This window comes from Pseudoduganella namucuonensis (genome assembly GCF_900116645.1).
In the GTDB taxonomy this organism is placed as follows: Bacteria; Pseudomonadota; Gammaproteobacteria; order Burkholderiales; family Burkholderiaceae_D; genus Rugamonas; species Rugamonas namucuonensis.
On record NZ_FPBO01000004.1, the window covers coordinates 155191 to 176628 of the forward strand.

The following is a 21438-nucleotide window of genomic DNA, read 5'->3' on the forward strand; positions in this document are numbered from 1 at the left end:
AAAAAAGGGACCAGATCTTCCGATCTGGTCCCCGAATTCTGGTGCGGCTGGCAGGAATCGAACCCACGACCCCTTGGTTCGTAGCCAAGTACTCTATCCAGCTGAGCTACAGCCGCAAAAAACTTCATCACATCCGAACAACGGTAAAACTGGTGCGGCTGGCAGGAATCGAACCCACGACCCCTTGGTTCGTAGCCAAGTACTCTATCCAGCTGAGCTACAGCCGCCTCGTTTTGCTTTTCCTCGACAGCGTGCCGTCGAAGGAAGCAAGATTATAGGGATAACTTTTACGCTTGTCCAGAGGGAAAGCGCGCGGGGTTTCGTTTCGTAACTGAACGATACTATTGAGAAATAGTTTATTCATGAAACTGATAATGGACATCACCAATAAAAATTGGCTTTGTTAGCGCAAACACGGCATCATGGCACCTGTCTCCTCTATTCCCTCAACGGAAATAGATTCAGCCCGCTCCTTGTAGCGGGCTTTTTTTTGCCCGCCGCCCGTAAATACCCCAGGGGTATTTACTACCCCAGGGGTATTTACTACCCCAGGGGTATTTACGCGGCGGCGCGTGAAGGCTCAGGCCGGCTTGAGCAGGAACTCCAGCGGTATCGCCAGCCGCGCGCGCCACACGGTCTCGTTGTGCGCCGTGCCCGGGAAGGGCCGCGTGATCCAGTCCACGCCCTGGCGGTAGCCCTTCTCCCTCAGCAACTCGTCGACCTTGGCCTGGAACGGCGGGTACAGGCTGTCCAGCTCCACCGTGCCGTGATCGAAGTACAGCTTGTGGCCGCCCGCCGCCGGCAGGTTTTTCGCCAGCCATGCACGGTAGGCCTGCGCGATCTGGTCGACTTTCGGGTCCAGGGATGGCTGCATCAGCTTGCCGTTGGTGGTCATCGGCCAGTGGGTGGACACGCAGCCGGCGCCGCCGAACACCTCCGGGTAGCTCGCCAGCGCGTAGAGTGAGATCAGCCCGCCCATGCTGGCGCCCATCACGAAGGTGTCCGCGCGGCCGCTCCGGGTGCGGAAGTTGGCGTCGACGAAGGGCTTGAGCTCCTTGACCAGGAAGCGCAGGTAGGCGTCCGACAGGGGCGCGCTGGCGCCGTCCGGATTCGGCGCGGCCACCTCGCCGCGCCATTCCGCCGGCAGCGACATCACGGGCGCCTGGGGCAGATATTCGCGGCCCCGGTTCTCGCGCAAGTTCCAGACGCCCACCACGATGGTCGGACGCACCTTGTTCTGGCGCGCCAGTTCGACCAGGTGGCGGTCCACGTCCCAGGCGCCCCATTGCACCGAGTCGGCGGGATCGAACAGGTTCTGGCCGTCGTGCATATAGAGTACGGCGTAGCGCTCCTTGCCGGCGTCGTAGCCGGGCGGCAGCCATACGCGCACCCTGCGCGGGGCCGCCTCGGTGGCGGCGAACGGTTCGTAGTCGACAAAGCGGCCGCCCGCCTTGGGTTGCGCGGCCGGGGTGGCCGGCGTGGCGGCGAAGGCGGCGGGCGCGCAGCCGGCGGCCAGCGAGGTCACCGCGACGGTTTTCAGGAAGTTGCGGCGCTGCGTGATAAGCATCTGGTGGTCTCCTTGGAAATAATGAATTGCCTGCGTATTTTCGGGCATACGGACGCCGCGATTGACTGCGGACCGTCTGGAACCGATACTATTCTTACCCCTAATTAAGACTATTCGTCCATGAAGGTCACCAACGAGCACGTCACCCATCCGGACCAGGCGTTTCGCTACATCCGCTTCACCTGCGATCCGCTGCCCGGAAAGTGGCACCGCCACCGGCAATTGGAACTGACCTGGATAGAGAACGGCAGCGGCATCCGCTACGTCGGCGACGACGCCTCCCCCTACGCGGACGGCGACCTGGCGCTGATCGGCGCGAACCTGCCGCATATCTGGGACGTGGACCAGCCGGACGTGTACGCCATCGAGGTGACGGTGATCCAGTTCGCCCCGGAGTTGCTGGAGCTGGCGGCCCTGCCCGAACTGGGCGCGCTGCGCGCGGTGATCGACGGCGCCCAGCTCGGCCTGCGGATAGACGGGCGCTGCCGGGGCGAGGTGACGCGTTTGCTCGCCGGCATGCGGGAGCTGAATCCGCTGATGCGCCTGTCCGCCTTCATCGCGCTGCTGGCGGCGCTGGCCGAGCACGCGGCCGACCTGCATCCGATCGCCGCCAGCCCGGTGCGCGACGCGGCGCGGCCGGAGCGGGACCGGCGCGTGGAGCGCGTGGTGGAATGGATACACACGCACCTGGGCGGTCCGCTGCGGGTGGAGGACGCCGCCGCGCTGGCCTGCGTGACGCCGGCCGCCTTCAGCCGCTTCTTCCGGCGCGAGACGGGCAAACCCTTCAGCCGCTATGTCAGCGACGTCCGCTGCAGCGCGGCCTGCCTGCGACTGACGCGCGGCGCCGCGCCGGTGGCGCTGATCGCAGAACAGTGCGGCTACGCCACGCTGTCCAACTTCAACCGCCAGTTCCTGGCCCGCATGGGGATGACGCCCAGGGCGTTCCGGCGGCAGCACAAGCATCCAGGCTTATAACTAAAATCGGCACGCCAAGGCGATAGCGCCTTTCGGAGCCCGACACAGGAGAAGCGGCCATGGACACTGCAATAGGGAGTCGCAGGTCGTCACTTGATAACCTCACTCTCCCCACCTAAAGTGACACCATCATGACTCGTGCGTCCCACCCGGAGTAGCGGAAACTCATCGAAGCTGGAACCAGGGCATGCTCGATGTGGCCGCGACCGCTAGGCAAATAAACCTGGCCAGGCACTCCGGCCAGCTCGAGCCAGCCACCCTGAGTGAAGGCCAGGCCTTGCTGGCCTCGCCGCGCCCGGGACATCCCCTCCCCCATGCCGTTTTAGTGTACGATTTCCCCACCTTGGCACTCGCAAAGCGGAATGGGATGACACAGCAACAAAGCACAAGCCTGCACACTTTGCCAGCGGTCGACTGGTCCCGCGGCGCGCTGGGCGCGCCGGCGCAATGGCCGCACAGCCTGCGCCTGACGGTCGACATCATGCTGAACTGTCCGCTGCCGATGGCGCTGGAATGGGGGCCGGAACAGATCCTCTTCTACAACCACGCCTACGCGGCGCTGGCCGGACTGCGGCCGGACACCGTGCCCGGTTGCCGCGTGCCGCCCATGCAGCCGCCCGTGTTCGGCTGGAACCGCGCCGCGCTGGCGTCCGCCTGGGACGGCGCCGCCCTGGCCTTCTCGGCCGAGCAGTTGCCGCTGTGGCGCCAGGGTTCGCCCGCCACCCAGTGGCTGGACCTGCACTACACGCCCGTGCGCGACGAAAGCGGCGCCGTGGGCGGCGTGCTGTGCGCGCTGCGCCTGGCCGAGGCGCCGCCGCCGGCCAGGTTCGCCGCCCCCGCCTCCCCGGCCGGCCAGGCCGACGACGGCGGGCGCCGCATCCTGGTGGTGGAGGACAACGCCGACGCCCGCTACCTGGTGTGCGAAATGCTGCGCGCGCTCGGCCACGAGGTGGACGCGGCGGCCGACGGCGAGGACGCGCTGGCCATGCTGGCCCAGCGGCCCTACGGCATCCTGTTCAGCGACGTCAGCCTGCCCGGCATGTCCGGCGTGGAACTGGCGCGCGCGGCGCACGGCCGGTATCCGGACCTGCGCGTGATTTTCGCCTCCGGCTACAGCAACGCGCTGACCAGCCACCTGGACTTCCCCGCCACGGCCATGCAAAAACCCTACGACCTGGAACAATTGCAGCGGGCGTTGGCCGGCCCGGCCGCCTGAAATGGCGGCCGCGCAATGGTGCGGTTGGAAACACGGCGCAGGCGGTACAATCAGCGCACGGCCCGCTTGGGCCTTGACCAATCCATGATGCTCCTAACCGACCCCTCAGCCAGCCCGCGCATGAGCGCAGTCCTTGAAAGCATCACCGATGGCTTTCTGGTGGTGGACCCCGACTGGTCCATCAGCTATATCAATCCGCAGGCGGCCGACCTGCTCCATCCAAGCGATGGCGGCGCCGTGACGCCCGGACAGGACCTGTGGTCGGCGTTGCCGGAGTTGTGCGGCACGGTGCTCGAGGCGCAGTTCCGGCGCGCGATGGAGCTGCAGCAGCCGGCCGGCTTCGAGCTGTACCACCTGCCGCGCAAGCTGTGGCTGGACGTGCGGGCCTGGCCGTCGGCCGCCGGCCTGGCCGCCAGCGTCCAGAACATCAGCAAGCGCAAGGCCGAGGAGCGCGCGCTGCGCGAGAGCGCCAACCGGCTGCAGGTGGCGCTGGCCGCCGGCAAGCTGGGCGACTGGGTGTGGGACGCCGGCACCAGCCAGGTCACCCTGAGCCGCCGCGCGGCCGAACTGCTGGAGCTGCCGGGCGAGTGCGTGGTCAACTGGGACGCGCTGGCCGAGCGCCTGCCCGAGCCGGACCGCGAGCACGCCGCCGCCGCCTTCGCGCGCACGCTGGAAAAACGCGGCGACTTCAATATCGAGTGCCGCATCGTGCGCCCCAACGGCGCGCTGTGCTGGCTGGCCGTGGTCGGCCACGGCAATTACGACGACGACGGCGCCCTGCTCGGCCTGACCGGCATGGTGCAGGACATCTCCGACCGCAAGCTGGCCGAGGGCGCGCTGCGCCAGAGCCAGGAGGAATTGCAGGCGATGGCCAATTCCATCCCGCAGTTGGCCTGGATCGCCCGCCACGACGGCGCCATGGTCTGGTACAACGAGCGCTGGTACGAGTACACCGGCCTGAGCCGCGACACCGCGCCGGCCGGCGCCTGGGACGAGGTGTACGACCAGGAGTGCGTGCCGGCCATCCGCCAGCGCTGGCGGGAGTCGCTGCAGAACGGCGAACCGTTCGAGATGGAATTCCCCATCCGCGGCGCCGACGGCCAGTTCCGCTGGTTCCTGTCGCGCGCCAACCCGGTGCGCGACAGCGCCGGCCACCTGCTGCGCTGGTTCGGCACCAGCACCGACGTCGACCAGGTCAAGCGCGTGCAGGAGGCGCTGCGCGACGAGACCAACGTGCTGGAATTGCTCAACAGCACAGGCAACGCGATGACCAGCCAGCGCGACCTGCGCTCGCTGCTGCAGGAGGTGACGGACGCCTGCACCCGCATCAGCGGCGCGCGCTTCGGCGCCTTCTTCTACAACAGCACCGGCGGCGGCGGCGACGCGCTGGTGCTGTACACCCTGTCCGGCCTGCCGCAGGACCCGTTCGCCCACTTCCCGCATCCGCGCGCCACGGCCATCTTCGGCCCCAGCATGCGCGGCGAGGGCATCGTGCGCATCGACGACCTGCTGCAAGACCCGCGCTATGGCAAGAATCCGCCCTACCAGGGCATCCCGCCCGGCCACCCGAAAGTGCGCAGCTACCTGGCGGTGCCGGTGATCTCGCGCTCGGGCGAGGTGATCGGCAGCCTGTTCTTCGGCCACCCGGAACCGGAGATGTTCAACGAGCGCACCGAGCGCATCATCGGCGGCATCGCCGCCCAGGCCGGCATCGCGATCGACAACGCGCGCCTGTACGAGGCGGCGCAGAAGGCGGCCGAGGAGCGCAAGGTGCTGCTCGACAGCGAACGCAGCGCGCGCGCCGAGGCCGAGCGCACCAGCCAGATGAAGGACGAGTTCCTGGCCACGCTGTCGCACGAGCTGCGCACGCCGCTGACGGCCATCCTGGGCTGGGCCCAGGTGCTGCGCCGCGGCAGCCGCGACGAGGCCGACCTGCACCGCGGCCTGCAGACCATCGAGCGCAACGCGCGCGCCCAGGCCCAGCTGATCGAGGACTTGCTGGACATGAGCCGCATCACCTCCGGCAAGGTGCTGCTGGACATGCAGATCCTGTCGCCGCTGACGGTGGTGGACGCCGCCGTGGAGACCGTGCGCCCGGCGGCCGACGCCAAGAACATCACGATTTCGCGCGACTACGGCGCCGGCGGCCTGGTGGCGGCCGACCCGAGCCGGCTGCAGCAGGTGATCTGGAACCTGCTGTCGAACGCCATCAAGTTCACGCCCAAGGACGGCGCCGTGCGCATCACGGTGGGCGCCGGCGAGGGCCACATCACCATCGCCATCGCCGACACCGGCATCGGCATCCGGCCGGAGTTCCTGGCCCACGTGTTCGAGCGCTTCCGCCAGGCCGACTCCAGCACCACCCGGCGCCACGGCGGCCTGGGCCTGGGCCTGTCCATCGTCAAGCACCTGGTCGAGCAGCACGGCGGCACGGTGGCCGCGTCCAGCGCCGGCGAGGGCCAGGGCGCCAGCTTCACGGTGCACCTGCCGCTGGCGACCAATCCGCCGGAGTGGCCGCGCCAGCCGCGGCCGGCCGCGCCGCCGCCGCCGGCCGCCCCGCGCGACGCCGCCCTGCCCGACCTGGCCGGGCTGCGCGTGCTGGTGGTGGACGACGAGGCCGACGCGCGCGAGCTGATCAAGCGCATCCTGGGCGATTGCCACGCCAGCGTGAGCACCGCCGCCAGCGCGGCCGAGGCGCTGGCGCTGGTCGAAAGCCTGCGCCCGGCGTTGCTGGTGAGCGACATCGGCATGCCCGAGGTGGACGGCTTCGAACTGCTGGCCAAGGTGCGCGCGCTGGGCCCGGAACGGGGCGGCGCCGTGCCCGCCATCGCCCTGACCGCCTTCGCCCGCGCCGAGGACCGGCTGCGCGCGCTCGAGACCGGCTTTAGCGACCACGTGTCCAAGCCGGTCGAACCGGCCGAATTGCTCGACGCGGTGGCCCGCGCCGCCCGAAATCGGTAGATTCTTTATGGAAACATAAGTTTCTGTGTGGCATAACTTCCACTCCTACCCGCAGACGCGGCGCTGTCCTACAAGTAACTTCGCGAAGCTTTGCTAGACTTCAGTTGTTGGAAGGCACGCCGCGCGTTGCATTTTTAACACGTGCGCCGCGAATCCGCAGAGCACGCTAAACTTAATAAGATCTGTTTTGACGAGACCATTATGCCCAGCCCGGATGAAATTCTGAACGCCAAGATTCTTGTGGTGGACGATTGCGCCGACAATATCGACCTCATGCTTGAAATCCTGCGCGACGCCGGCTACGCCAACGTCTCGTCCACCATGCTGCCCGGTATGGTCTGCGGCCTGCACCGACAGCATTGCTACGACCTGATCCTGCTGGACCTGCAGATGCCGGAACTGAACGGCTTCCAGGTCATGAAGGGCCTGAAGGAGATCGAGCAGGACGGCTATCTGCCGGTGCTCGCGCTGACGGCCCAGCCCAGCTTCAAGATCGCCGCGCTGGAGGCGGGCGCGCGCGACTTCATCAGCAAGCCCTTCGACCTGCTGGAGGTGCACAAGCGCATCCACAACATGCTGGAGGTGCGCCTGCTCTACAAGGAGCTGGCGCAATACAGCAAGCAGCAGCAGGAACTGGCGCTGCACGACCCGCTGACCGGCCTGCCCAACCGCCGCCTGCTGGAGGACCGCATCGCCACCACGCTGCAGCACGCCGCCCGCCACATGCGCAAGGCGGCCGTCATGTATCTGGACCTGGACGGCTTCAAGGCCATCAACGACACCCACGGCCACGCCTGCGGCGACGAGATCCTGAGGCAGGTGGCGGCGCGCCTGGTGGGCTCCTCGCGCAAGGAGGACACCGTGGCGCGCGTGGGCGGCGACGAGTTCGTCATCGTGCTGGGCGAGGTGGGCGGCCTGGCCGACGCGCAGGAGCCGGCGTCCAAGCTGATCGAGGTGGTGTCCGAGCCCTACAAGGTGGGCGATCTGACGCTGCACTTGTCGACCAGCATCGGCATCGCCCTGTATCCCGACCACGCCGACAGCGTCAACCCGCTGATCCAGAAGGCCGACCAGGCGCTGTACGACGCCAAGCGCAGCGGCAAGAACCGCCATTGCGCGGCGCAGCCCGCCGCGGGCATGGACGGCGCCGCGCCGGACGTGGCGCCGGCGGCCAGCCCGCAGCGCCAGGGCGTGTCCGCCACCGCCTGAGCCCATGCCGCCCCGCCCGCCGTCCGCCCCTTGCGCGGTGGACGCGAAAAAGGCCGCGCGGTCACCCGCGCGGCCTTTGCCCTTGCGTCCCGGATCAGTGCGCGGCGGCCTCCGCCTCGCGCGCGGCGCCCTCCTCCGTCGACGCCTCCACCTTGGCGGCGTGCTGGTGGTCGGTGTGCGCGTCCACCTTGTCCGGCGCCACCTCGATGCGGGTGATGCCGGCGTCGACCGAGATCGGGTCGCTGGCCGGGAAGGTCATTTCCACCGCGTCGTCCAGCAGCGTTTCCTTGGCCACCTCGTGCGGCAGCGGCTGCTCATGGTCGGCCAGCACCGCGATGGCCTGCGCCCACTTGACGAAGTCCAGCTCGGCCAGCTCGCGCACCGTGTGCACATTGAAGGCCTTGGCCAGCGCCTTGGCGTCGTTGTTGCTCACGCCGCGCAGCGCGCTCACCGGCGCGTCGGCCAGTTCGCGGAAGCATTTGCCCAGGTACTCCTTGTCTACTACCGTGTCGATATTCATCATGCGTCCTTTCCATGGGTGGGTATTCCTGGTTTCACTATGGCATGCGCTTGCCCCGCTGTATGTGCGCCGGCGTACCTTGGCGCCGCAATGCGGGACGCGTGTTCCGTAGCCGCGCGCGCTTTTGACTTTCACTTGTCTCGTTGTTATGATCAATCAATAGTTTGTCTGACGTAACTACGTCACACTCAGCAAAATACCTGTGCCTAAAATAGACAAACCCAAAATCCTGGTGGTCAACGACGACGCCAACAGCCTGTTCGCGTTGACGAGCCTGCTGGCGCAATGGTCGGACCAGGAATCCTACGAGGTCATCGCGGCCCGCTCCGGCGAGGAGGGTCTGCGCCAGGTGTTGATGCACGACTTCGCCGTGATCCTGCTGGACGTGAACATGCCCGGCATGGACGGTTTCGAGACCGCCGAGGCGATCCACCAGCGCGCGCGCTCGGCCGACATCCCCATCATCTTCATCACCGCCTTCGTGGCCGACGAGCTGGACCGCCTGAAGGCCTACCAGCGCGGCGCCGTCGATTTCCTGTTCACGCCGGTGATCCCGCAGATCCTGCACGCCAAGATCTCGGTGTTCGTGGCGCTGGCGATGAAGAACGAGGAGTTGAAGAAGCAGGCCCGCCAGCTGAGCCAGCGCACCACCGAGCTGACCGCCACCAACAAGCGGCTGACGCGCGAGATCGAGGAGCGCCAGGTGGCCGAGCGGCAAAACCACGCCAAGGACGAGTTCCTGGCCATGCTGGGCCACGAGCTGCGCAACCCGCTCAGCGCCATCAGCAGCGCCGCCTCGCTGATCGCGCTGCCCGGCGTGTCGGCCGACGGCGTGGCGCGCTCCAAGCAGATCATCCAGCGCCAGAGCCGGCACCTGGGCCGCATCGTCGACGACCTGCTCGACCTGAGCCGCGCCATGTCCGGCAAGATCCTGCTGAACCGCGCGCCGCTGGACGTGGCCGGCCTGCTGGCCACCAGCCTGGAGACCTACCGCACCACCGGCCGCACCGCCGGCTATTCGGTGACCCTGGACGCCGAGCCGGGCTGGGTGGACGGCGACGTCACCCGGCTCGAGCAGATCGTCAGCAACCTGCTCGACAACGCGCTCAAGTACACGCCGCCGGGCGGCGCGATCCACGTCAGCTGCGACGTGGACGACAAGGAGGTGACGCTGGCGGTGGAGGACAATGGCGTCGGCATCACCGCCGAGCTGTTGCCGCAGGTATTCGATGTCTTCGTGCAGGGCACCAGCACGCTGGACCGCGCGCAGGGCGGGCTGGGCATCGGCCTGTCGCTGGTGCGGCGGCTGGCCGAGCTGCACGGCGGCACCGTCAGCGCGCACAGCGACGGCCCCGGCGAGGGCAGTATTTTCACCATCCGGCTGCCGCGCGTCGCGCGCCCGGCCGACAAGAGGCAACCCATCATGGAAACAACGGACACCGGCAAGCCCACCGTGCTGCTGATTGAAGACAACGACGACGGACGCGAAATGATGTCCATGATGCTCAGCTGCTACGGCTACGAGGTGCGGCACGCGGCGGACGGCCTGCAGGGGCTGGAAGTGGCGGCCAACTTCCTGCCCGACCTGGCGCTGGTCGACATCGGCCTGCCCGGCATCGACGGCTACGAGGTGGCGCGCCGCCTGCGCGCCAACGAGAGCACGCGCGGCATGAAACTGATCGCGCTGACCGGCTACGGCCTGGCGGAGGACCAGCGCCGGGTGCTGGAGGCGGGCTTCGACCTGCACCTGGTGAAGCCGGTGGACATCGACCACTTGATGAAGGCCATCGGCAGTTGCTCCCCGGCCACCGTCAAGCCCTGATGCGTTTGCGTCCGTGCGACAACTATTTGCCGGCTCGGGTAAGATCGCGCCATAAAAACCAGCTCCCACCAGACTGAGAAGACCATGTCCGCCGCCGCCCCCGCCGCCCCCCTCGACGCCTCGCGCGTCGCCGACCTGAGCGAACTGCTCGGCCACACCAACGCGTGCTGGGACAACGAGCGGCGCCAGCTGTCGCGCCAGCTGCACGACAGCATGGGCTCGTCGCTGACGGCGCTGACCATGCACCTGGGCCTGCTGATGCAGAAGATGCCGCCCGACCCGGCGCTGCAGGAACGCGCCACGCAGATGAAGAACCTGCTGCACAACATCATCGAGTCCAACCGCCAGATGCAGCACAAGCTGTGGAACGACAAGCTGGAGTTCCTCGGCGTGCGCGTCGCGCTGGGCGAGCTGGTGGCGCAGTTCGGCGCCGAGCAGGGCCTGGCGGCGCGCTGCAGTCTGCCCGAGGAGGAGCCGCGCGCGCCGCGCGCGCACAGCGTGGTGCTGCTGCGCGCGGCGGAGGAAGCCTTGCGCAACGTCAGCCTGCACGCGCGCGCCACCGAGGTCGAGGTGGTGGTCGACGACAACGACGACGAGATCATGCTGACGGTGAAGGACAACGGCGTGGGTCCGCCGCGGCCTAACGGCCACGGCGGGGGCGGCGTCAACGGCCTGGCCGAGGGCAAGCACGGCCTGCGCGTGCTGCGCGAACGGGCCGCCTACCTGGGCGGCACCTTGACCCTGCTGCCGGGCGCCGCCGGCGGCGCCACCTTGACGGTGGTGCTGCCGAAACCGGCGCCCTGACGGTCCGTCAATGTAGTTTGACCAGCGGCGTGGTGCGCTTGATCAGGAAGCGCGCCAGCGCCAGCGCGGCGGTGCGCACCGTGCCCATCACCGCCTGGTGGTGCATCAGGTGCAAACTGGTGTACATGAGCCGGGCGACGAAGCCGTCCACGAACCAGTTCAGCCCCTTCAGCGATCCCATCAGGCTGCCGACCGACGAGGTCTGCCCGAACGACACCAGCGAACCGTAATCGCGGTACACATAGGGTTGCTCTGGGGGCGGCTTGCCGGCCGCCCGCAGCAGGAAGGCCCGCGCCAGGTAGTCGGCCTGCTGGTGCGCGGCCTGCGCGCGCGGCGGCACCGGCTTGCCGTCGGCGCCCAGGCACAGCGCGCAATCGCCCAGCGCGTAGATGCCGGGATGGCCCTTGACGGCCAGTTGGCCGTCGACCTCGATCTGGCCGCCCTTGGCGGTGGGCAGGCCCAGCGTCGCCAGCAGTTCCGGCGCGCGGATGCCGGCCGCCCACACGACGATGTCGGCCGGATAGCGCCGCCCCTCCTCGGTGCCGACATGGTCGGCGTCGATGGCGGTCACGCGGGTCGAGGTCGCCACCTCGATGGCGCGCTCGCCCAGCAGCTTGAGGGCGGCGGCGGAAACCCGCTCGGGCAGCGGCGCCAGGATGCGCGGCGCCCCTTCCAGCAGCGTGATGCGCACGTCGCGCATGGGCTCCAGGTGGCCGAAGCCGTAGGCGGCGTACACGCCGCTGGCCTCGCGCAGTTCGGCCGCCAACTCCACGCCGGTGGCGCCGCCGCCGATGATGACGATGTCCACGCCCTCGGCGGCGGCCGCGTCCCGCCCCTTCTTCAGCGAGGCCTTGGTCAGCAGCTTGAGCAGGGTGAGGCGGAAGCGTTCCGCGTCCTCGGTGGCGTTCAGGGAAATGGTGTGTTCCTTGGCGCCGGGGACGCCGAAGTAATTGGAGGTGCTGCCGATGGCCAGCACCAGCGATTCGCATTCGATGACGCGCTCGGGCAGCACTTCCTCGTGCCCGTCGGTCTCGATGGCCGCCACCGTCAGGCGGCGGGCCGGCGCGTCCAGCGCCGTCAGGGCGCCGTAGACATAGGTGAAGCCGTTGTCGTGCGCCAGCATCTGGTAGGACAGGCCCTCCTGGTGGATGTCCAGCGTGCCGGCCGCCACCTCGTGCAGCGAGGGCTTCCAGATGTGGTACAGGCGGCTGTCGACCAGCATTACTTGTTTCGGGCCCAGCTTGCGGCCCAGTTTGCAGGCCAGTTCCAGGCCGCCCGCACCGCCACCCACGATCACTATGTTGCTACGCAAATGAACCTCCCGTCGGGGGCTTGGCGCGGCGGCGCGTCAATCCTTGCCGTGACCCTTGCCGTGCCCGTTGCCATGGTGTTTGTCTTCATGCTTGTCGTGCTTGCGCTCGTGCTTGTCGCGATGGTCGTCGCGGCGGTCGTCGTGGCGCATCTCGTGGCGCACCTCCTGGCGGCCGCGGTGGTGCTCGGCGCGGTAGCGCGGCGCGTAGTCGTTCTGGTACCAGTCGTCGCGCACGAAATACACCTTGCGGCCGCAGGCGTTGTAGGCGCCGCAGTGCTTGGACCATTTCTTCGCGTGGCCGGGCGGGACCCGCAGGTACAGCGGGGCCTCGACGAAGCGGGCGGGACGGCGCACCAGCACCGGTTCGGTGTAGATCACCGGCGGCGGCGCCATGTTGCCGATGTCGATGCGTCCATAGAAGCCGGGCTGGCCGACGCTGATGGACACGTTCTGGGCGCTGGCGGCTACGCAGGCCGCCAGCAGGCTGGCTGCGATCAGGAACTTTTTCATTTTTGGACTCTTTGTTGTGTTGAGGTACTTGCTACCAGGAACCAATTGTACGGCCTTTGAGCCCGGCCGTATGTTCGGCAGCGTACAGAGTGACGCGAACGCGCCACGCCGGCTACTCGGCCCTGGCCAGATGCTGCTCCAGTTGGCGCACCGCGGACTGCGACTGGGTGATCACCTTGTCGGCGATGCGCTGGCGCATGCCCTGCACCCGCCCGGCCGCCTCCGCCTCCAGCAGCACGGGGGTGAGCATCTGCCGGGCCGATTCGTGGAAGCCCAGCGCCACCTGCTCCAGCTGGCTGGTGAACGACAGCTCGGCCTCCTTGAGCCGCTTGCGCAGTTCATCCTCGAAGGCGCGGCGCTTGTCGCGGATCTCGGAGCGCTTGCGCTTGCCGCCATCGGTCAGCCATTTGAAGGCGCCGGCCAGCAGCACCGCCCCGCCCACGAAGGGCGCCACCGGCGCGATCACCGGCATCACCACGGCCACGCCGAACAGGTAGGCGGCGGTGCCGGTGCCGGCCGCCGCCACGGCGCTGCTCATCAGGGTGAGGTTGGCGGCGGTGTCCACCTTGTTGACCAGCCGCGTGCCCACGCGCAAGCGCGGCATCAGCCTGGCCAGCGCGGCGTGGTGCTCGCGCTGGAACACGCTGGCCTGCGACAGGCGCATGTCGGCCTGGAACAGGCGCAGGTCGTGGTTCAGCAGGGTCAGCGCCTCCTCCTTGCGCCGCACGACGCGGTCCAGGCGGCGCTCCATCTCCTGGCCGAACTGGTTGCGGCCGATGCTGGCCCACACGTCCTCGTCCTTCCATTCGTCGGTGTTGAGGCGGTCCGTGATGGCCAGTTCGATGGCGTTGCCGGCGTCGTGCACGGCGTCGTCGATGTCCTGCCACAGCGCGCTGCGCTCGTAGGCGATGCGCGCGTCCACCAGCGCCAGCCGCTGCTGCACCTGGCGCTGCAGTTCCTGCGCCGAGGCCAGCATGCTGGCCGCGCCCGCCTCGGCCACGGCCAGCGTGGCGGCGCGCTCCTGGTAGGCGGCGATGCCGTGTTCGATCGCGGTCGTCACCTGCCGCACCAGCTCGCGCAGCTGTCCCTGGTCCAGCTTGCCGCCCTGGTAGCGCCGCGCGCCGTCCAGCAGCTCGGCGTGGCCGGTGCTGCGGCCGAAGTCGGCCACCGCGTCGGCCAGCCCGCGCCCCTTGACCAGCTTGCGCGCCTGGTCGCCCAGGTTGCTCAGCAGCTTGCGTTCCTCGTCCAGCGGCAATTCGTCCAGCGCGTCCACCCGCATGCGCAGGCCCAGCGCCTTGGTCACCTTCTGCGCCAGCGGCCGCGCCTTGGCGCCCTGCAGGGCGATCAGCGGGCGCAGCATGGTGAAGGCGTTCTCGCGGGCGGCGTGGTCGGCGCCGGCGGCGCTGCGCGCGAGGGCGTTGAGGGCCCAGTCGACGCCGACGCCCGATTCGATGGCGTTGAGCACCAGCGCGGTGAACACGGCGGAGGCCTTGCCGTCGCCGGCGATGTCGGTCACGGCGGCGAATTGGGCCAGCGTGGGCGCGCCGTCGGCCGCGGCGATGGCGCCGACGGTGCGCGCGAGGGCGGAGCCGAAGCTATGGTCGGAGGACAGGTGTTCATCCAGCGTGCGCACTTCGATCAGGTGTTCTGGCTCCATCCGGCTCTCATGGCAAAAGTTTCGGGTCTCGCGGCCGCCCTTGTCAAAACCATTATAGTGGCGTCCCCACCACACGCAACGTTGATCGCGTTCAATCGTGTGCTAGGGGGATTCGGTCGACAGGAACAGCGTTTCCTTGATCTCCTCCATCACCACGTAGCTCTTGGACTGGGCCGCGCCCGGCAGCTGCAGCAGCATGTCGCCCAGCAGCTTGCGGTACTCGGCCATCTCGTGGATGCGCGCCTTGATCAGGTAGTCGAAGTCGCCCGACACCAGGTGGCACTCCTGCACCTCCGGTATCCGCAGCACCTCGCGCCGGAACTGCTCGAACATCGAGGCCGACTTGGTGTTGAGCGTGATCTCCACGAACACCAGCAACTTGGCGCCCAGCGCGGGCGGATCGACGCGCGCGTGGTAGCCGGTGATGACCCGGTCGCGCTCCATGCGCTTGACGCGCTCGATGGCCGGCGTGATCGACAGGCCCACCCGCTCGCTCAAGTCCTTCATCGAGATCCTGCCGTCCTCCTGCAGGATGCGCAGGATCTTGCGGTCCAGCTTGTCCAGCGTGCGGACGGATTCCTTGGTGGTTCGCATGATTTTCCACTAAATTTCGGAACTTATATAGTAACAAATACTAGGCGAACGCACATACCATAGCGTTATATCCGGCGCGGGCCGATCACAACACATAGGGGGAGCATCATGCGTATCGTCATCCTGGGAAGCGGCGTCATCGGTGTCACCAGCGCGTACTACCTGGCCCTGGCCGGCCACGACGTGACCGTGCTCGACCGCCAGTCCGGCCCCGCCCAGGAGACCAGCTTCGCCAACGCCGGCCAGATCTCCCCCGGCTACGCCTCCCCCTGGGCCGCGCCCGGCATCCCGCTCAAGGCGATGAAGTGGATGCTGCAGCGCCACGCCCCGCTGTCCATCACGCCCGACGGCACCAGGTTCCAGTTGCAATGGATGTGGCAGATGCTGCGCAACTGCAACGCCGAGCGCTACGCGGTGAACAAGGAGCGCATGGTGCGCCTGGCCGAGTACAGCCGCGACTGCTTCAAGACGCTGCGCGCCGCCACCGGCATCGAGTACGAGGGCCGCCAGCAGGGCACGACCCAGCTGTTCCGCACCCAGCAGCAGCTGGACGGCGCCGCCAAGGACATCGAGGTGCTGAGGGAAACCGGGGTGCCGTTCGAACTGCTGAGCCGCGAGCAACTGGTGCACGCCGAGCCCGGCCTGGCCCGCTCCAAGGACCGCCTGGTGGGCGGCCTGCGCCTGCCCAACGACGAGACCGGCGACTGCCAGCTGTTCACCACCCGCCTGACGGCCATGGCCGAACGGCTGGGCGTGAAGTTCCGCTACAACGTCAACATCGCCAACCTGGCCATGGAGGGCGACGGGATCAAGGGCGTGATGACGGAAACCGGCCTGGTGACGGCGGACGGCTACGTGGTCGCGCTGGGCGCCTATTCGACGCCGCTGCTGAGGAACATCGTGGACGTGCCGGTGTATCCGCTGAAGGGCTATTCGATCACCGTGCCCATCGCGGACGCGGACGCGGCGCCGACCTCGACCATCCTGGACGAGACCTACAAGATCGCCGTGACCCGCTTCGACGACCGCATCCGCGTCGGCGGCATGGCCGAGATCGCCGGTTTCGACCACCGCCTGAACCCGCGCCGCCGCGAAACGCTGGAGATGGTGGTCGACGACCTGTTCCCCGGCGCCGGCGACACCGCCCAAGCCAGCTTCTGGACCGGCCTGCGTCCGATGACGCCGGACGGCACCCCGGTGGTGGGCCGCACCGGCGTGCGCAACCTGTTCGTCAACACCGGCCACGGCACGCTGGGCTGGACCATGTCCTGCGGCTCGGCCCAGCTGCTGGCGGACATCATCTCCGCCAAGCGCACGGCGATCAAGGCCGACGACCTGTCGGTCGCCCGCTACGGCGGCGAACACGCGGCGCGCCCCCCGCGGCTGGTGAACGCCTGAGGCGCGCCCCGCGGACCCGGCGCGCGCCGGTCGCGACAAAACCGCGCGCCGCGGCAAATGCGCGCGCGCGCCATCTATCCATTGTGATTGCCGGCCGCCCTGCGTATAATTTTTTCATGAATAAACTGGAAGCATACGGCCACATCGCCGCCCTGGCGATCCGTGGCGACCTGGTGTTCCCCACCAGCGTCAACGCAGCCCTGCGCGTGCAGCTCGCGCTGGACGATCCCGACTGCCCCATCGACGAGGCGATCCGCCTGGTGCTGGCCGAACCGCAACTGGCCGCGCGCACCGTCGCGCTGTCCAATTCCGCGATGTTCAACCGCACCAGCACGGAGGTGGTCAACGTGCGCTCGGCCATCATGCGCATCGGCTACCACAACCTGTTCGCGCTGGCCGCCGCCATGGTGGTGCGCCAGTTCGGCAGCAAGATCGTCGATCCGGAACTGCGCGCCAAGGCCGAGCAGCTGTGGCAGCACACGGTGCACGTGGCCTGCCTGGCGCGCATCATCGCGCGCGAGGTCACCGGCACCAACCCGGACACGGCGCTGTTCGCCTCCATCGTGCACGAGGTGGGCAACTTCTACATCCTGTCGCGCGCCGACGAGTTCCCCGGCCTGCTGGAGGACGATCCCGACAACTGGCAGCCGGCCAGCGAGGAGATCATCACGCGCGAGGTGCTCAACAAGCTGAACATCCCCGAGGCGGTCAGCAACGCGATCCAGAACCTGCGCGACGGCTTCCTGCAGATCCCGCCCGAAACCCTGCTCGACACGCTGCTGCTGGCCAACCAGCTGTCGCCGGTGGACTCGCCCATGCAGGCGCCGCCGCGCGACCTGCCGCCGCACGCGGAATCGGTGGTGGACCTGTTCATCGACGAGGAAATGCTGGAGCGCATCCTGGCCGAGTCGGAGCGCGACGCGGCCGCGATGAACGCGGCCCTGCTGGTGTGAGGCCCGCGGCCCGGCGCGGGCCCGGGCTCAGGCCTTGGCCAGTTTGACGAACTTGGCGTCGGTCTTGTACACGCCGCCGGAGTTGGAGGGCAGCGTCGCGTTTTGCGCCTGCACCAGCACCGCGTAGCAGCCGGACTCCTGGGTGATCAGGCCATAGCAGGTCTCGAACTTGGTGTCGCCGCACAAATCGCTGGGGCGGAACTCCACGACGTTGGTGAAACGGCCTTTCATGTCGTTCCAGGCGGCCTTGCAATCGCCGAACTCGCCGCCGGTGGAGATGTGGCAAACCATGCGGCGACCGGACTCGTCGGTGTACGCCGCCATCAGGCAGCCGCTGAAGGGGGCGCTGATCACGTCCACGCCGGCCGCCGCGACCGTGTGGATGGCGTTCGGCAGGAAGGGCAGGAATTTGAAGCTGCCGAAGGCGAAAGCCTTGGTGGTGCCTTCGCACTCCACCAGCGCGCCATTGCCCATCCCGGAAAAGCGTTCGTAGGGCAGAAAGCTGGGCGCGCCAACCTTGATGTGTTTTTCCAACATGCGTGTCTCCTAGGGAATTGAACCTAGGAAATACTTTAACAGCAAATTGTGCGGAAAATGTGTAGAGATGCGTGTAGAGACGCGTGTGGGGATGCGCGCGGGCCGCCGCCCGCTCAAAGACTGTTGCCGTTCTGCCGCATCGCGTGCAACAGCACCGCCTGCGGGGCGCCGGGGGCGCGCCGCGTGCTCAGCAACTGCTCCAGCGTCACCCCGTCCAGCACCTTCAGGAAGGCCTCGGTGGCCTCCTTCAGCTTGAACTTCAGGTAGCAGTCGCCGTCCAGCGCGCAGGTGTTGTTGGCCTGGTCGAAGCATTCGGCCATGAAGAAGTCGGTCTCGCTGCCGCGCACCACCGCGCCGATATTGATGTCCGCCGGCTCGCGCTTCAGGCGCAGGCCGCCATTGCGCCCGCGCACGGTGTCGACCAGGCCGTTGACGCCCAGTTGGTGGATCACCTTGGTCAGGTGGTTCTTCGAGATGTTGTGGGTGTCCGCGATGTCCTGGATGGTGACCAGGGCGTCGCGATGCATGCCCAGAAAGATCAGCGAGCGCAGCGTGTAATCGGTGAAGGAAGTCAGTCTCATGGCGTCACTCGAACAGGAACCCGCATTGTAGCGCAAGCCGCGCAATAAAAATTGCCGAGGGGCGACGGGGACGGTGGCGATTTGCTATGCTTGCGGCTCCCCCCATCCCGGAGACACGCATGACGATCACAGCCCCCGCCTACGGTTCGGACCACTCCGGCCTGGTGTGCGGCTACCTGTTCGGCCGCGGCCACCAGCCGCTGCCGATCGAAACCGACGCGGCCCGCGAGTGGCTGGGCCAGCCCGGCCACCACGAGGGCGAGTTCCTCTGGCTGCACTTCAACCTGGCCAACACCGCCAGCGAGAAATGGCTGAAGGAGCACTGCACGCTGGCCGAGGAGTTCTACGAGAGCCTGCACGAGGGCCAGCGCTCGACCCGCATCGAAATGGCCGACAACGCGCTGATCGCCGTCATCAACGACGTGGTGCACGACTTCTCGTTCGACCCGTCCGACATCGCCTCCCTGTGGCTGAGCGTGGACCGGCAACTGGTGATCAGCGCGCGGCGCCAGCCGCTGAAGGCCATCGAGGGCCTGCGCCAGGCCGTGCGCGGCGGCGAGCCGATACGCTCGCCGGTGGAACTGCTGACCCATTTGCTGCGCGACCAGGCCGACGCGCTGGTGAAGATCGTGCGCGACGCCATCGGCCGCGTGGACGGCATCGAGGACAACCTGCTGGCCGGCAAGCTCAAGCGCCGCCGCGCCAACCTCGGCGCGCTGCGGCGGGTGCTGGTGCGCCTGCGCCGCCTGCTGGCGCCGGAACCGGCCGCGCTGTTCCGCCTGCTGCAGCGCCCGCCCGGCTGGGTGGCGGACGACGACCGCGAGGAACTGCGCCAGGCCACCGAGGAATTCGCCGTGGTGCTGAACGACATGGCCTCGCTGCAGGAACGCATCAAGCTGCTGCAGGAGGAGATCGCCGCGCAGGTCAACGAGAGCAACAACCAGAGCCTGTACGTGCTGACCATCGTGACCGTGCTGGCGCTGCCGATCAACATCATCGCCGGCCTGCTGGGCATGAACGTGGGCGGGGTGCCGATGGCCGGGGACCCGATGGGCTTCTGGGTGGTGGCCGGCATCGTGGCCGCCTTCACCGCCGTGGCGGGATGGCTGGTGTACCGCAAGCAGCAGGACCAGGAGTAGTGCGGGTCCGGGGCTACCGTTCGTAGGCGTCGCGCGCGTGCCGGGCGATATAGCCGCTGAGTCCCTCGCCGCCCCGCGCCAGCCGCTTCATCTCCTCCACCCGGGCGCGGCCGGCGCTGGCGTAGCTGTAGCGGTAGACGTCGCCGCCCACGAAGCGGACCTCGATGGCGTCCGCGCCGATGGCGTAGGCGGTGACGCCGGACTTGCCGCTTTTGTTGCGATATCGCTCCATGCCGACACCTTAGCAAAGCGCGCCCGGTCCTGTCGCCCCCTTCCCTGTCCGCCGATCAGCCGCCTGTCCGGGGTTGATCGAATGGGATGTCGCCGGGGTAAGTCCTTACCGACCGGCGTTCAATGAACGGCCACTCGGTGGCGCTCTCCATGGCGATGCTGCGCTTTGCCGCCGGAGCGGTTTGCGGGGCTTTTGCAGGTGCTGGCCTGGGCGCGGGTTGCGGTTGTGGTTGCGATTCGCGTCGCAGGATCGCCGCCAGTTTGGGCCTGGAACCATCCGGCAGATGGACCATCACGTCGTTCCACGCGTTGCGCACGTAGCCGCCCACTGCAAGGACAAACCGGTTCGGCGATGTCGGCAATCCATGGTGGATTAGCTGGTCGCCGATCACGCGGGCGTAGCCAGCGCTGTGCCTCCCGACCACCGTCAATTTGGTGCCCTCGGGCAGAAACAAGGATTTCCATTGATAGCCGCCGGCGATGGTTTCGTCACCCGTGTCCTCTTGCTTACGCTCGAGCCAGAGATTGATGGCCGCTTCGACCGCTTCCTCGGGAGTCACGCCTCCTCCCTCGCGCCGCAGATGGTCGAGAAGCCGGTGCAAGGTGGATGTGGGTACTGCGAGTGCTGTGTGGGAGAACATACTGAAACCTCCACTGAAATGACCTGAAAAGCCCTGAAAAAAACTGAAACCGCCTGTTAAGTTAGACCTTCTCAGGGAATTTCAGTTCATTTCAGGTCGTTTCAGTACCGGTTTCAGGGCGTTCTCCCGCATGGGGTTCGCGCGAGGCACCTCAACGCGCCATCGGATTCGGCGTCGGCTCGGCCACCTTGTGCAGCAGGTTGCGGTCGATGTGGTGGAAGGGCTCATCCTCCTTGCCGCGAATGAGCATCACCGTGTCCTCCTCGTAGCCCCAGCTGCCGTCGTCGTTGATGGTGACCTTGATGCGGTACTCCACCGTCTTGAAGCCGTACTCCAGGAAGGGATTGGAGCGGATGCCGTAGGTCTCGGACTCGCGATAGGCCACCAGTTCGAAGGTCTTGGCGTCCGGCGCCGCCGTGCCGGACGCCATCGCGATCTGGCCGCGCGGGATGGCCAGCGTCTGGATCACGGTGCCGGTGGCCGGCTCCCACAGCCAGTAGCCCACCTGCTCGTGGTAGGTCTTGACCTGGTCCGGCTTGGTGATGAGGATGACGTAGCGCAGGCCGTAGAACAGCTGCGGCCCGTTGGTGACCGGGTCGATCGGCTGCAGCTCGATGCGCTCGACGTAGGCCTGCTTGCGCGGACCGTCCTTCTTCGGCTTGATGTCCAGCCCGCGCGCGCCCTCCCAGACGCCCGCCATCGGCGCCAGCGGCCCCAGGTTGGCCAGCGTGTCGACGTCCACGTCGGACGGTTCGGTGTAGATGTCGTCGGAGAATTCGCTCATGGCCGGCTCGCTGTGGTTTCGATCCGG

General features: G+C 67.7%; 20 protein-coding genes and 2 tRNA genes. 9 read left to right on the forward strand and 13 right to left on the reverse strand.

The window, feature by feature from the left end; translation table 11 throughout:
* Window positions 1-39: 39 nt before the first annotated feature.
* The 3 genes from BM436_RS06260 to BM436_RS36955 form a co-directional block, all read right to left on the reverse strand.
* Window positions 40-116 (reverse strand) — tRNA-Arg (locus tag BM436_RS06260).
* Between the two features lie 34 nt (window positions 117-150).
* A tRNA-Arg gene (locus tag BM436_RS06265) sits at window positions 151-227 on the reverse strand.
* Between the two features lie 353 nt (window positions 228-580).
* On the reverse strand, window positions 581-1567 hold the full coding sequence (locus tag BM436_RS36955; RefSeq protein WP_177306989.1) for an alpha/beta hydrolase: 987 nt from the start codon (window positions 1565-1567) through the stop codon (window positions 581-583).
* Window positions 1568-1687: 120 nt separating this feature from the next.
* Here BM436_RS36955 and BM436_RS06275 point away from each other — a divergent pair, with 120 nt between their 5' ends.
* The 4 genes from BM436_RS06275 to BM436_RS06295 all read left to right on the forward strand — a co-directional run bounded on the left by BM436_RS06275 (window position 1688) and on the right by BM436_RS06295 (window position 7928).
* Entirely contained in the window at window positions 1688-2542 is an 855-nt protein-coding gene (locus BM436_RS06275; RefSeq protein ID WP_093554640.1) for a helix-turn-helix domain-containing protein, read from the forward strand.
* A 367-nt stretch (window positions 2543-2909) separates the two neighbouring features.
* Window positions 2910-3758, forward strand: a complete 849-nt coding sequence (locus BM436_RS06285; protein ID WP_093554642.1) for a response regulator — start codon at window positions 2910-2912, stop codon at window positions 3756-3758.
* Window positions 3759-3878: 120 nt separating this feature from the next.
* Complete coding sequence (locus tag BM436_RS06290; RefSeq protein WP_229489387.1) at window positions 3879-6719, forward strand: ATP-binding protein; 2841 nt, start codon at window positions 3879-3881, stop codon at window positions 6717-6719.
* Between the two features lie 201 nt (window positions 6720-6920).
* A complete protein-coding gene (locus BM436_RS06295; protein WP_093554643.1) occupies window positions 6921-7928 on the forward strand; it encodes a diguanylate cyclase domain-containing protein in 1008 nt (335 codons plus the stop codon).
* 94 nt (window positions 7929-8022) lie between these two features.
* On the opposite strand, the gene BM436_RS06300 is transcribed toward BM436_RS06295, so the two are convergent.
* A complete protein-coding gene (locus BM436_RS06300; protein ID WP_093554778.1) occupies window positions 8023-8448 on the reverse strand; it encodes a hypothetical protein in 426 nt (141 codons plus the stop codon).
* Between the two features lie 202 nt (window positions 8449-8650).
* Between BM436_RS06300 and BM436_RS06305 the strand changes: the two genes are divergently transcribed.
* Window positions 8651-10270 (forward strand): response regulator, encoded by a 1620-nt coding sequence (locus BM436_RS06305; protein ID WP_093554644.1) that lies wholly within the window; start codon window positions 8651-8653, stop codon window positions 10268-10270.
* Between the two features lie 84 nt (window positions 10271-10354).
* On the forward strand, window positions 10355-11074 hold the full coding sequence (locus tag BM436_RS06310) for a sensor histidine kinase (protein ID WP_093554645.1): 720 nt from the start codon (window positions 10355-10357) through the stop codon (window positions 11072-11074).
* A gap of 7 nt (window positions 11075-11081) precedes the next feature.
* Here BM436_RS06310 and BM436_RS06315 read toward each other — a convergent pair whose 3' ends face one another.
* From BM436_RS06315 to BM436_RS06330, 4 genes are all read right to left on the reverse strand, one after another.
* A complete protein-coding gene (locus tag BM436_RS06315; protein ID WP_093554646.1) occupies window positions 11082-12386 on the reverse strand; it encodes an NAD(P)/FAD-dependent oxidoreductase in 1305 nt (434 codons plus the stop codon).
* A gap of 36 nt (window positions 12387-12422) precedes the next feature.
* Window positions 12423-12896, reverse strand: coding sequence for a hypothetical protein (locus tag BM436_RS06320; RefSeq protein WP_093554647.1), 474 nt, complete (start codon window positions 12894-12896; stop codon window positions 12423-12425).
* 112 nt (window positions 12897-13008) lie between these two features.
* Entirely contained in the window at window positions 13009-14553 is a 1545-nt protein-coding gene (locus tag BM436_RS06325) for a hypothetical protein (protein WP_093554648.1), read from the reverse strand.
* Window positions 14554-14655: 102 nt separating this feature from the next.
* The gene (locus BM436_RS06330; protein ID WP_093554649.1) at window positions 14656-15147 is read right to left on the reverse strand and encodes an Lrp/AsnC ligand binding domain-containing protein; all 492 of its coding nucleotides are present in this window, start codon (window positions 15145-15147) and stop codon (window positions 14656-14658) included.
* A 108-nt stretch (window positions 15148-15255) separates the two neighbouring features.
* Here BM436_RS06330 and BM436_RS06335 point away from each other — a divergent pair, with 108 nt between their 5' ends.
* A complete protein-coding gene (locus BM436_RS06335) occupies window positions 15256-16545 on the forward strand; it encodes a D-amino acid dehydrogenase (protein ID WP_093554650.1) in 1290 nt (429 codons plus the stop codon).
* A 116-nt stretch (window positions 16546-16661) separates the two neighbouring features.
* Complete coding sequence (locus tag BM436_RS06340; RefSeq protein ID WP_093554651.1) at window positions 16662-17498, forward strand: HDOD domain-containing protein; 837 nt, start codon at window positions 16662-16664, stop codon at window positions 17496-17498.
* A gap of 27 nt (window positions 17499-17525) precedes the next feature.
* On the opposite strand, the gene BM436_RS06345 is transcribed toward BM436_RS06340, so the two are convergent.
* Window positions 17526-18035: a hypothetical protein gene (locus tag BM436_RS06345; RefSeq protein ID WP_093554652.1), complete on the reverse strand. Its 510-nt coding sequence runs from the start codon at window positions 18033-18035 to the stop codon at window positions 17526-17528.
* Between the two features lie 113 nt (window positions 18036-18148).
* Window positions 18149-18616, reverse strand: coding sequence for an RrF2 family transcriptional regulator (locus BM436_RS06350; protein WP_093554653.1), 468 nt, complete (start codon window positions 18614-18616; stop codon window positions 18149-18151).
* Window positions 18617-18735: 119 nt separating this feature from the next.
* On the opposite strand from BM436_RS06350, the gene BM436_RS06355 reads away from it, so the two are divergent.
* Window positions 18736-19755, forward strand: coding sequence for a transporter (locus BM436_RS06355; protein ID WP_093554654.1), 1020 nt, complete (start codon window positions 18736-18738; stop codon window positions 19753-19755).
* Window positions 19756-19768: 13 nt separating this feature from the next.
* Here BM436_RS06355 and BM436_RS06360 read toward each other — a convergent pair whose 3' ends face one another.
* The 3 genes from BM436_RS06360 to BM436_RS06370 all read right to left on the reverse strand — a co-directional run bounded on the left by BM436_RS06360 (window position 19769) and on the right by BM436_RS06370 (window position 21411).
* Window positions 19769-19987 (reverse strand): hypothetical protein, encoded by a 219-nt coding sequence (locus BM436_RS06360; protein ID WP_093554655.1) that lies wholly within the window; start codon window positions 19985-19987, stop codon window positions 19769-19771.
* Window positions 19988-20042: 55 nt separating this feature from the next.
* Entirely contained in the window at window positions 20043-20627 is a 585-nt protein-coding gene (locus BM436_RS06365) for a hypothetical protein (RefSeq protein WP_093554656.1), read from the reverse strand.
* 151 nt (window positions 20628-20778) lie between these two features.
* Window positions 20779-21411, reverse strand: coding sequence for an FABP family protein (locus BM436_RS06370; protein WP_093554657.1), 633 nt, complete (start codon window positions 21409-21411; stop codon window positions 20779-20781).
* Window positions 21412-21438 lie beyond the last annotated feature (27 nt).

Coding starts and splice junctions, on each gene's coding strand:
- BM436_RS06275 (WP_093554640.1), top strand. CDS start 1,688: ATGAAGGTCACCAACGAGCACGTCACCCATCCGGACCAGGCGTTTCGC.
- BM436_RS06325 (WP_093554648.1), bottom strand. CDS start 14,553: ATGGAGCCAGAACACCTGATCGAAGTGCGCACGCTGGATGAACACCTG.
- BM436_RS06365 (WP_093554656.1), bottom strand. CDS start 20,627: ATGTTCTCCCACACAGCACTCGCAGTACCCACATCCACCTTGCACCGG.
- BM436_RS06345 (WP_093554652.1), bottom strand. CDS start 18,035: ATGTTGGAAAAACACATCAAGGTTGGCGCGCCCAGCTTTCTGCCCTAC.
- BM436_RS06290 (WP_229489387.1), top strand. CDS start 3,879: ATGAGCGCAGTCCTTGAAAGCATCACCGATGGCTTTCTGGTGGTGGAC.
- BM436_RS06285 (WP_093554642.1), top strand. CDS start 2,910: ATGACACAGCAACAAAGCACAAGCCTGCACACTTTGCCAGCGGTCGAC.
- BM436_RS06340 (WP_093554651.1), top strand. CDS start 16,662: ATGAATAAACTGGAAGCATACGGCCACATCGCCGCCCTGGCGATCCGT.
- BM436_RS06370 (WP_093554657.1), bottom strand. CDS start 21,411: ATGAGCGAATTCTCCGACGACATCTACACCGAACCGTCCGACGTGGAC.
- BM436_RS06295 (WP_093554643.1), top strand. CDS start 6,921: ATGCCCAGCCCGGATGAAATTCTGAACGCCAAGATTCTTGTGGTGGAC.
- BM436_RS06330 (WP_093554649.1), bottom strand. CDS start 15,147: ATGCGAACCACCAAGGAATCCGTCCGCACGCTGGACAAGCTGGACCGC.
- BM436_RS36955 (WP_177306989.1), bottom strand. CDS start 1,567: ATGCTTATCACGCAGCGCCGCAACTTCCTGAAAACCGTCGCGGTGACC.
- BM436_RS06300 (WP_093554778.1), bottom strand. CDS start 8,448: ATGAATATCGACACGGTAGTAGACAAGGAGTACCTGGGCAAATGCTTC.
- BM436_RS06310 (WP_093554645.1), top strand. CDS start 10,355: ATGTCCGCCGCCGCCCCCGCCGCCCCCCTCGACGCCTCGCGCGTCGCC.
- BM436_RS06335 (WP_093554650.1), top strand. CDS start 15,256: ATGCGTATCGTCATCCTGGGAAGCGGCGTCATCGGTGTCACCAGCGCG.
- BM436_RS06355 (WP_093554654.1), top strand. CDS start 18,736: ATGACGATCACAGCCCCCGCCTACGGTTCGGACCACTCCGGCCTGGTG.
- BM436_RS06360 (WP_093554655.1), bottom strand. CDS start 19,987: ATGGAGCGATATCGCAACAAAAGCGGCAAGTCCGGCGTCACCGCCTAC.
- BM436_RS06320 (WP_093554647.1), bottom strand. CDS start 12,896: ATGAAAAAGTTCCTGATCGCAGCCAGCCTGCTGGCGGCCTGCGTAGCC.
- BM436_RS06350 (WP_093554653.1), bottom strand. CDS start 18,616: ATGAGACTGACTTCCTTCACCGATTACACGCTGCGCTCGCTGATCTTT.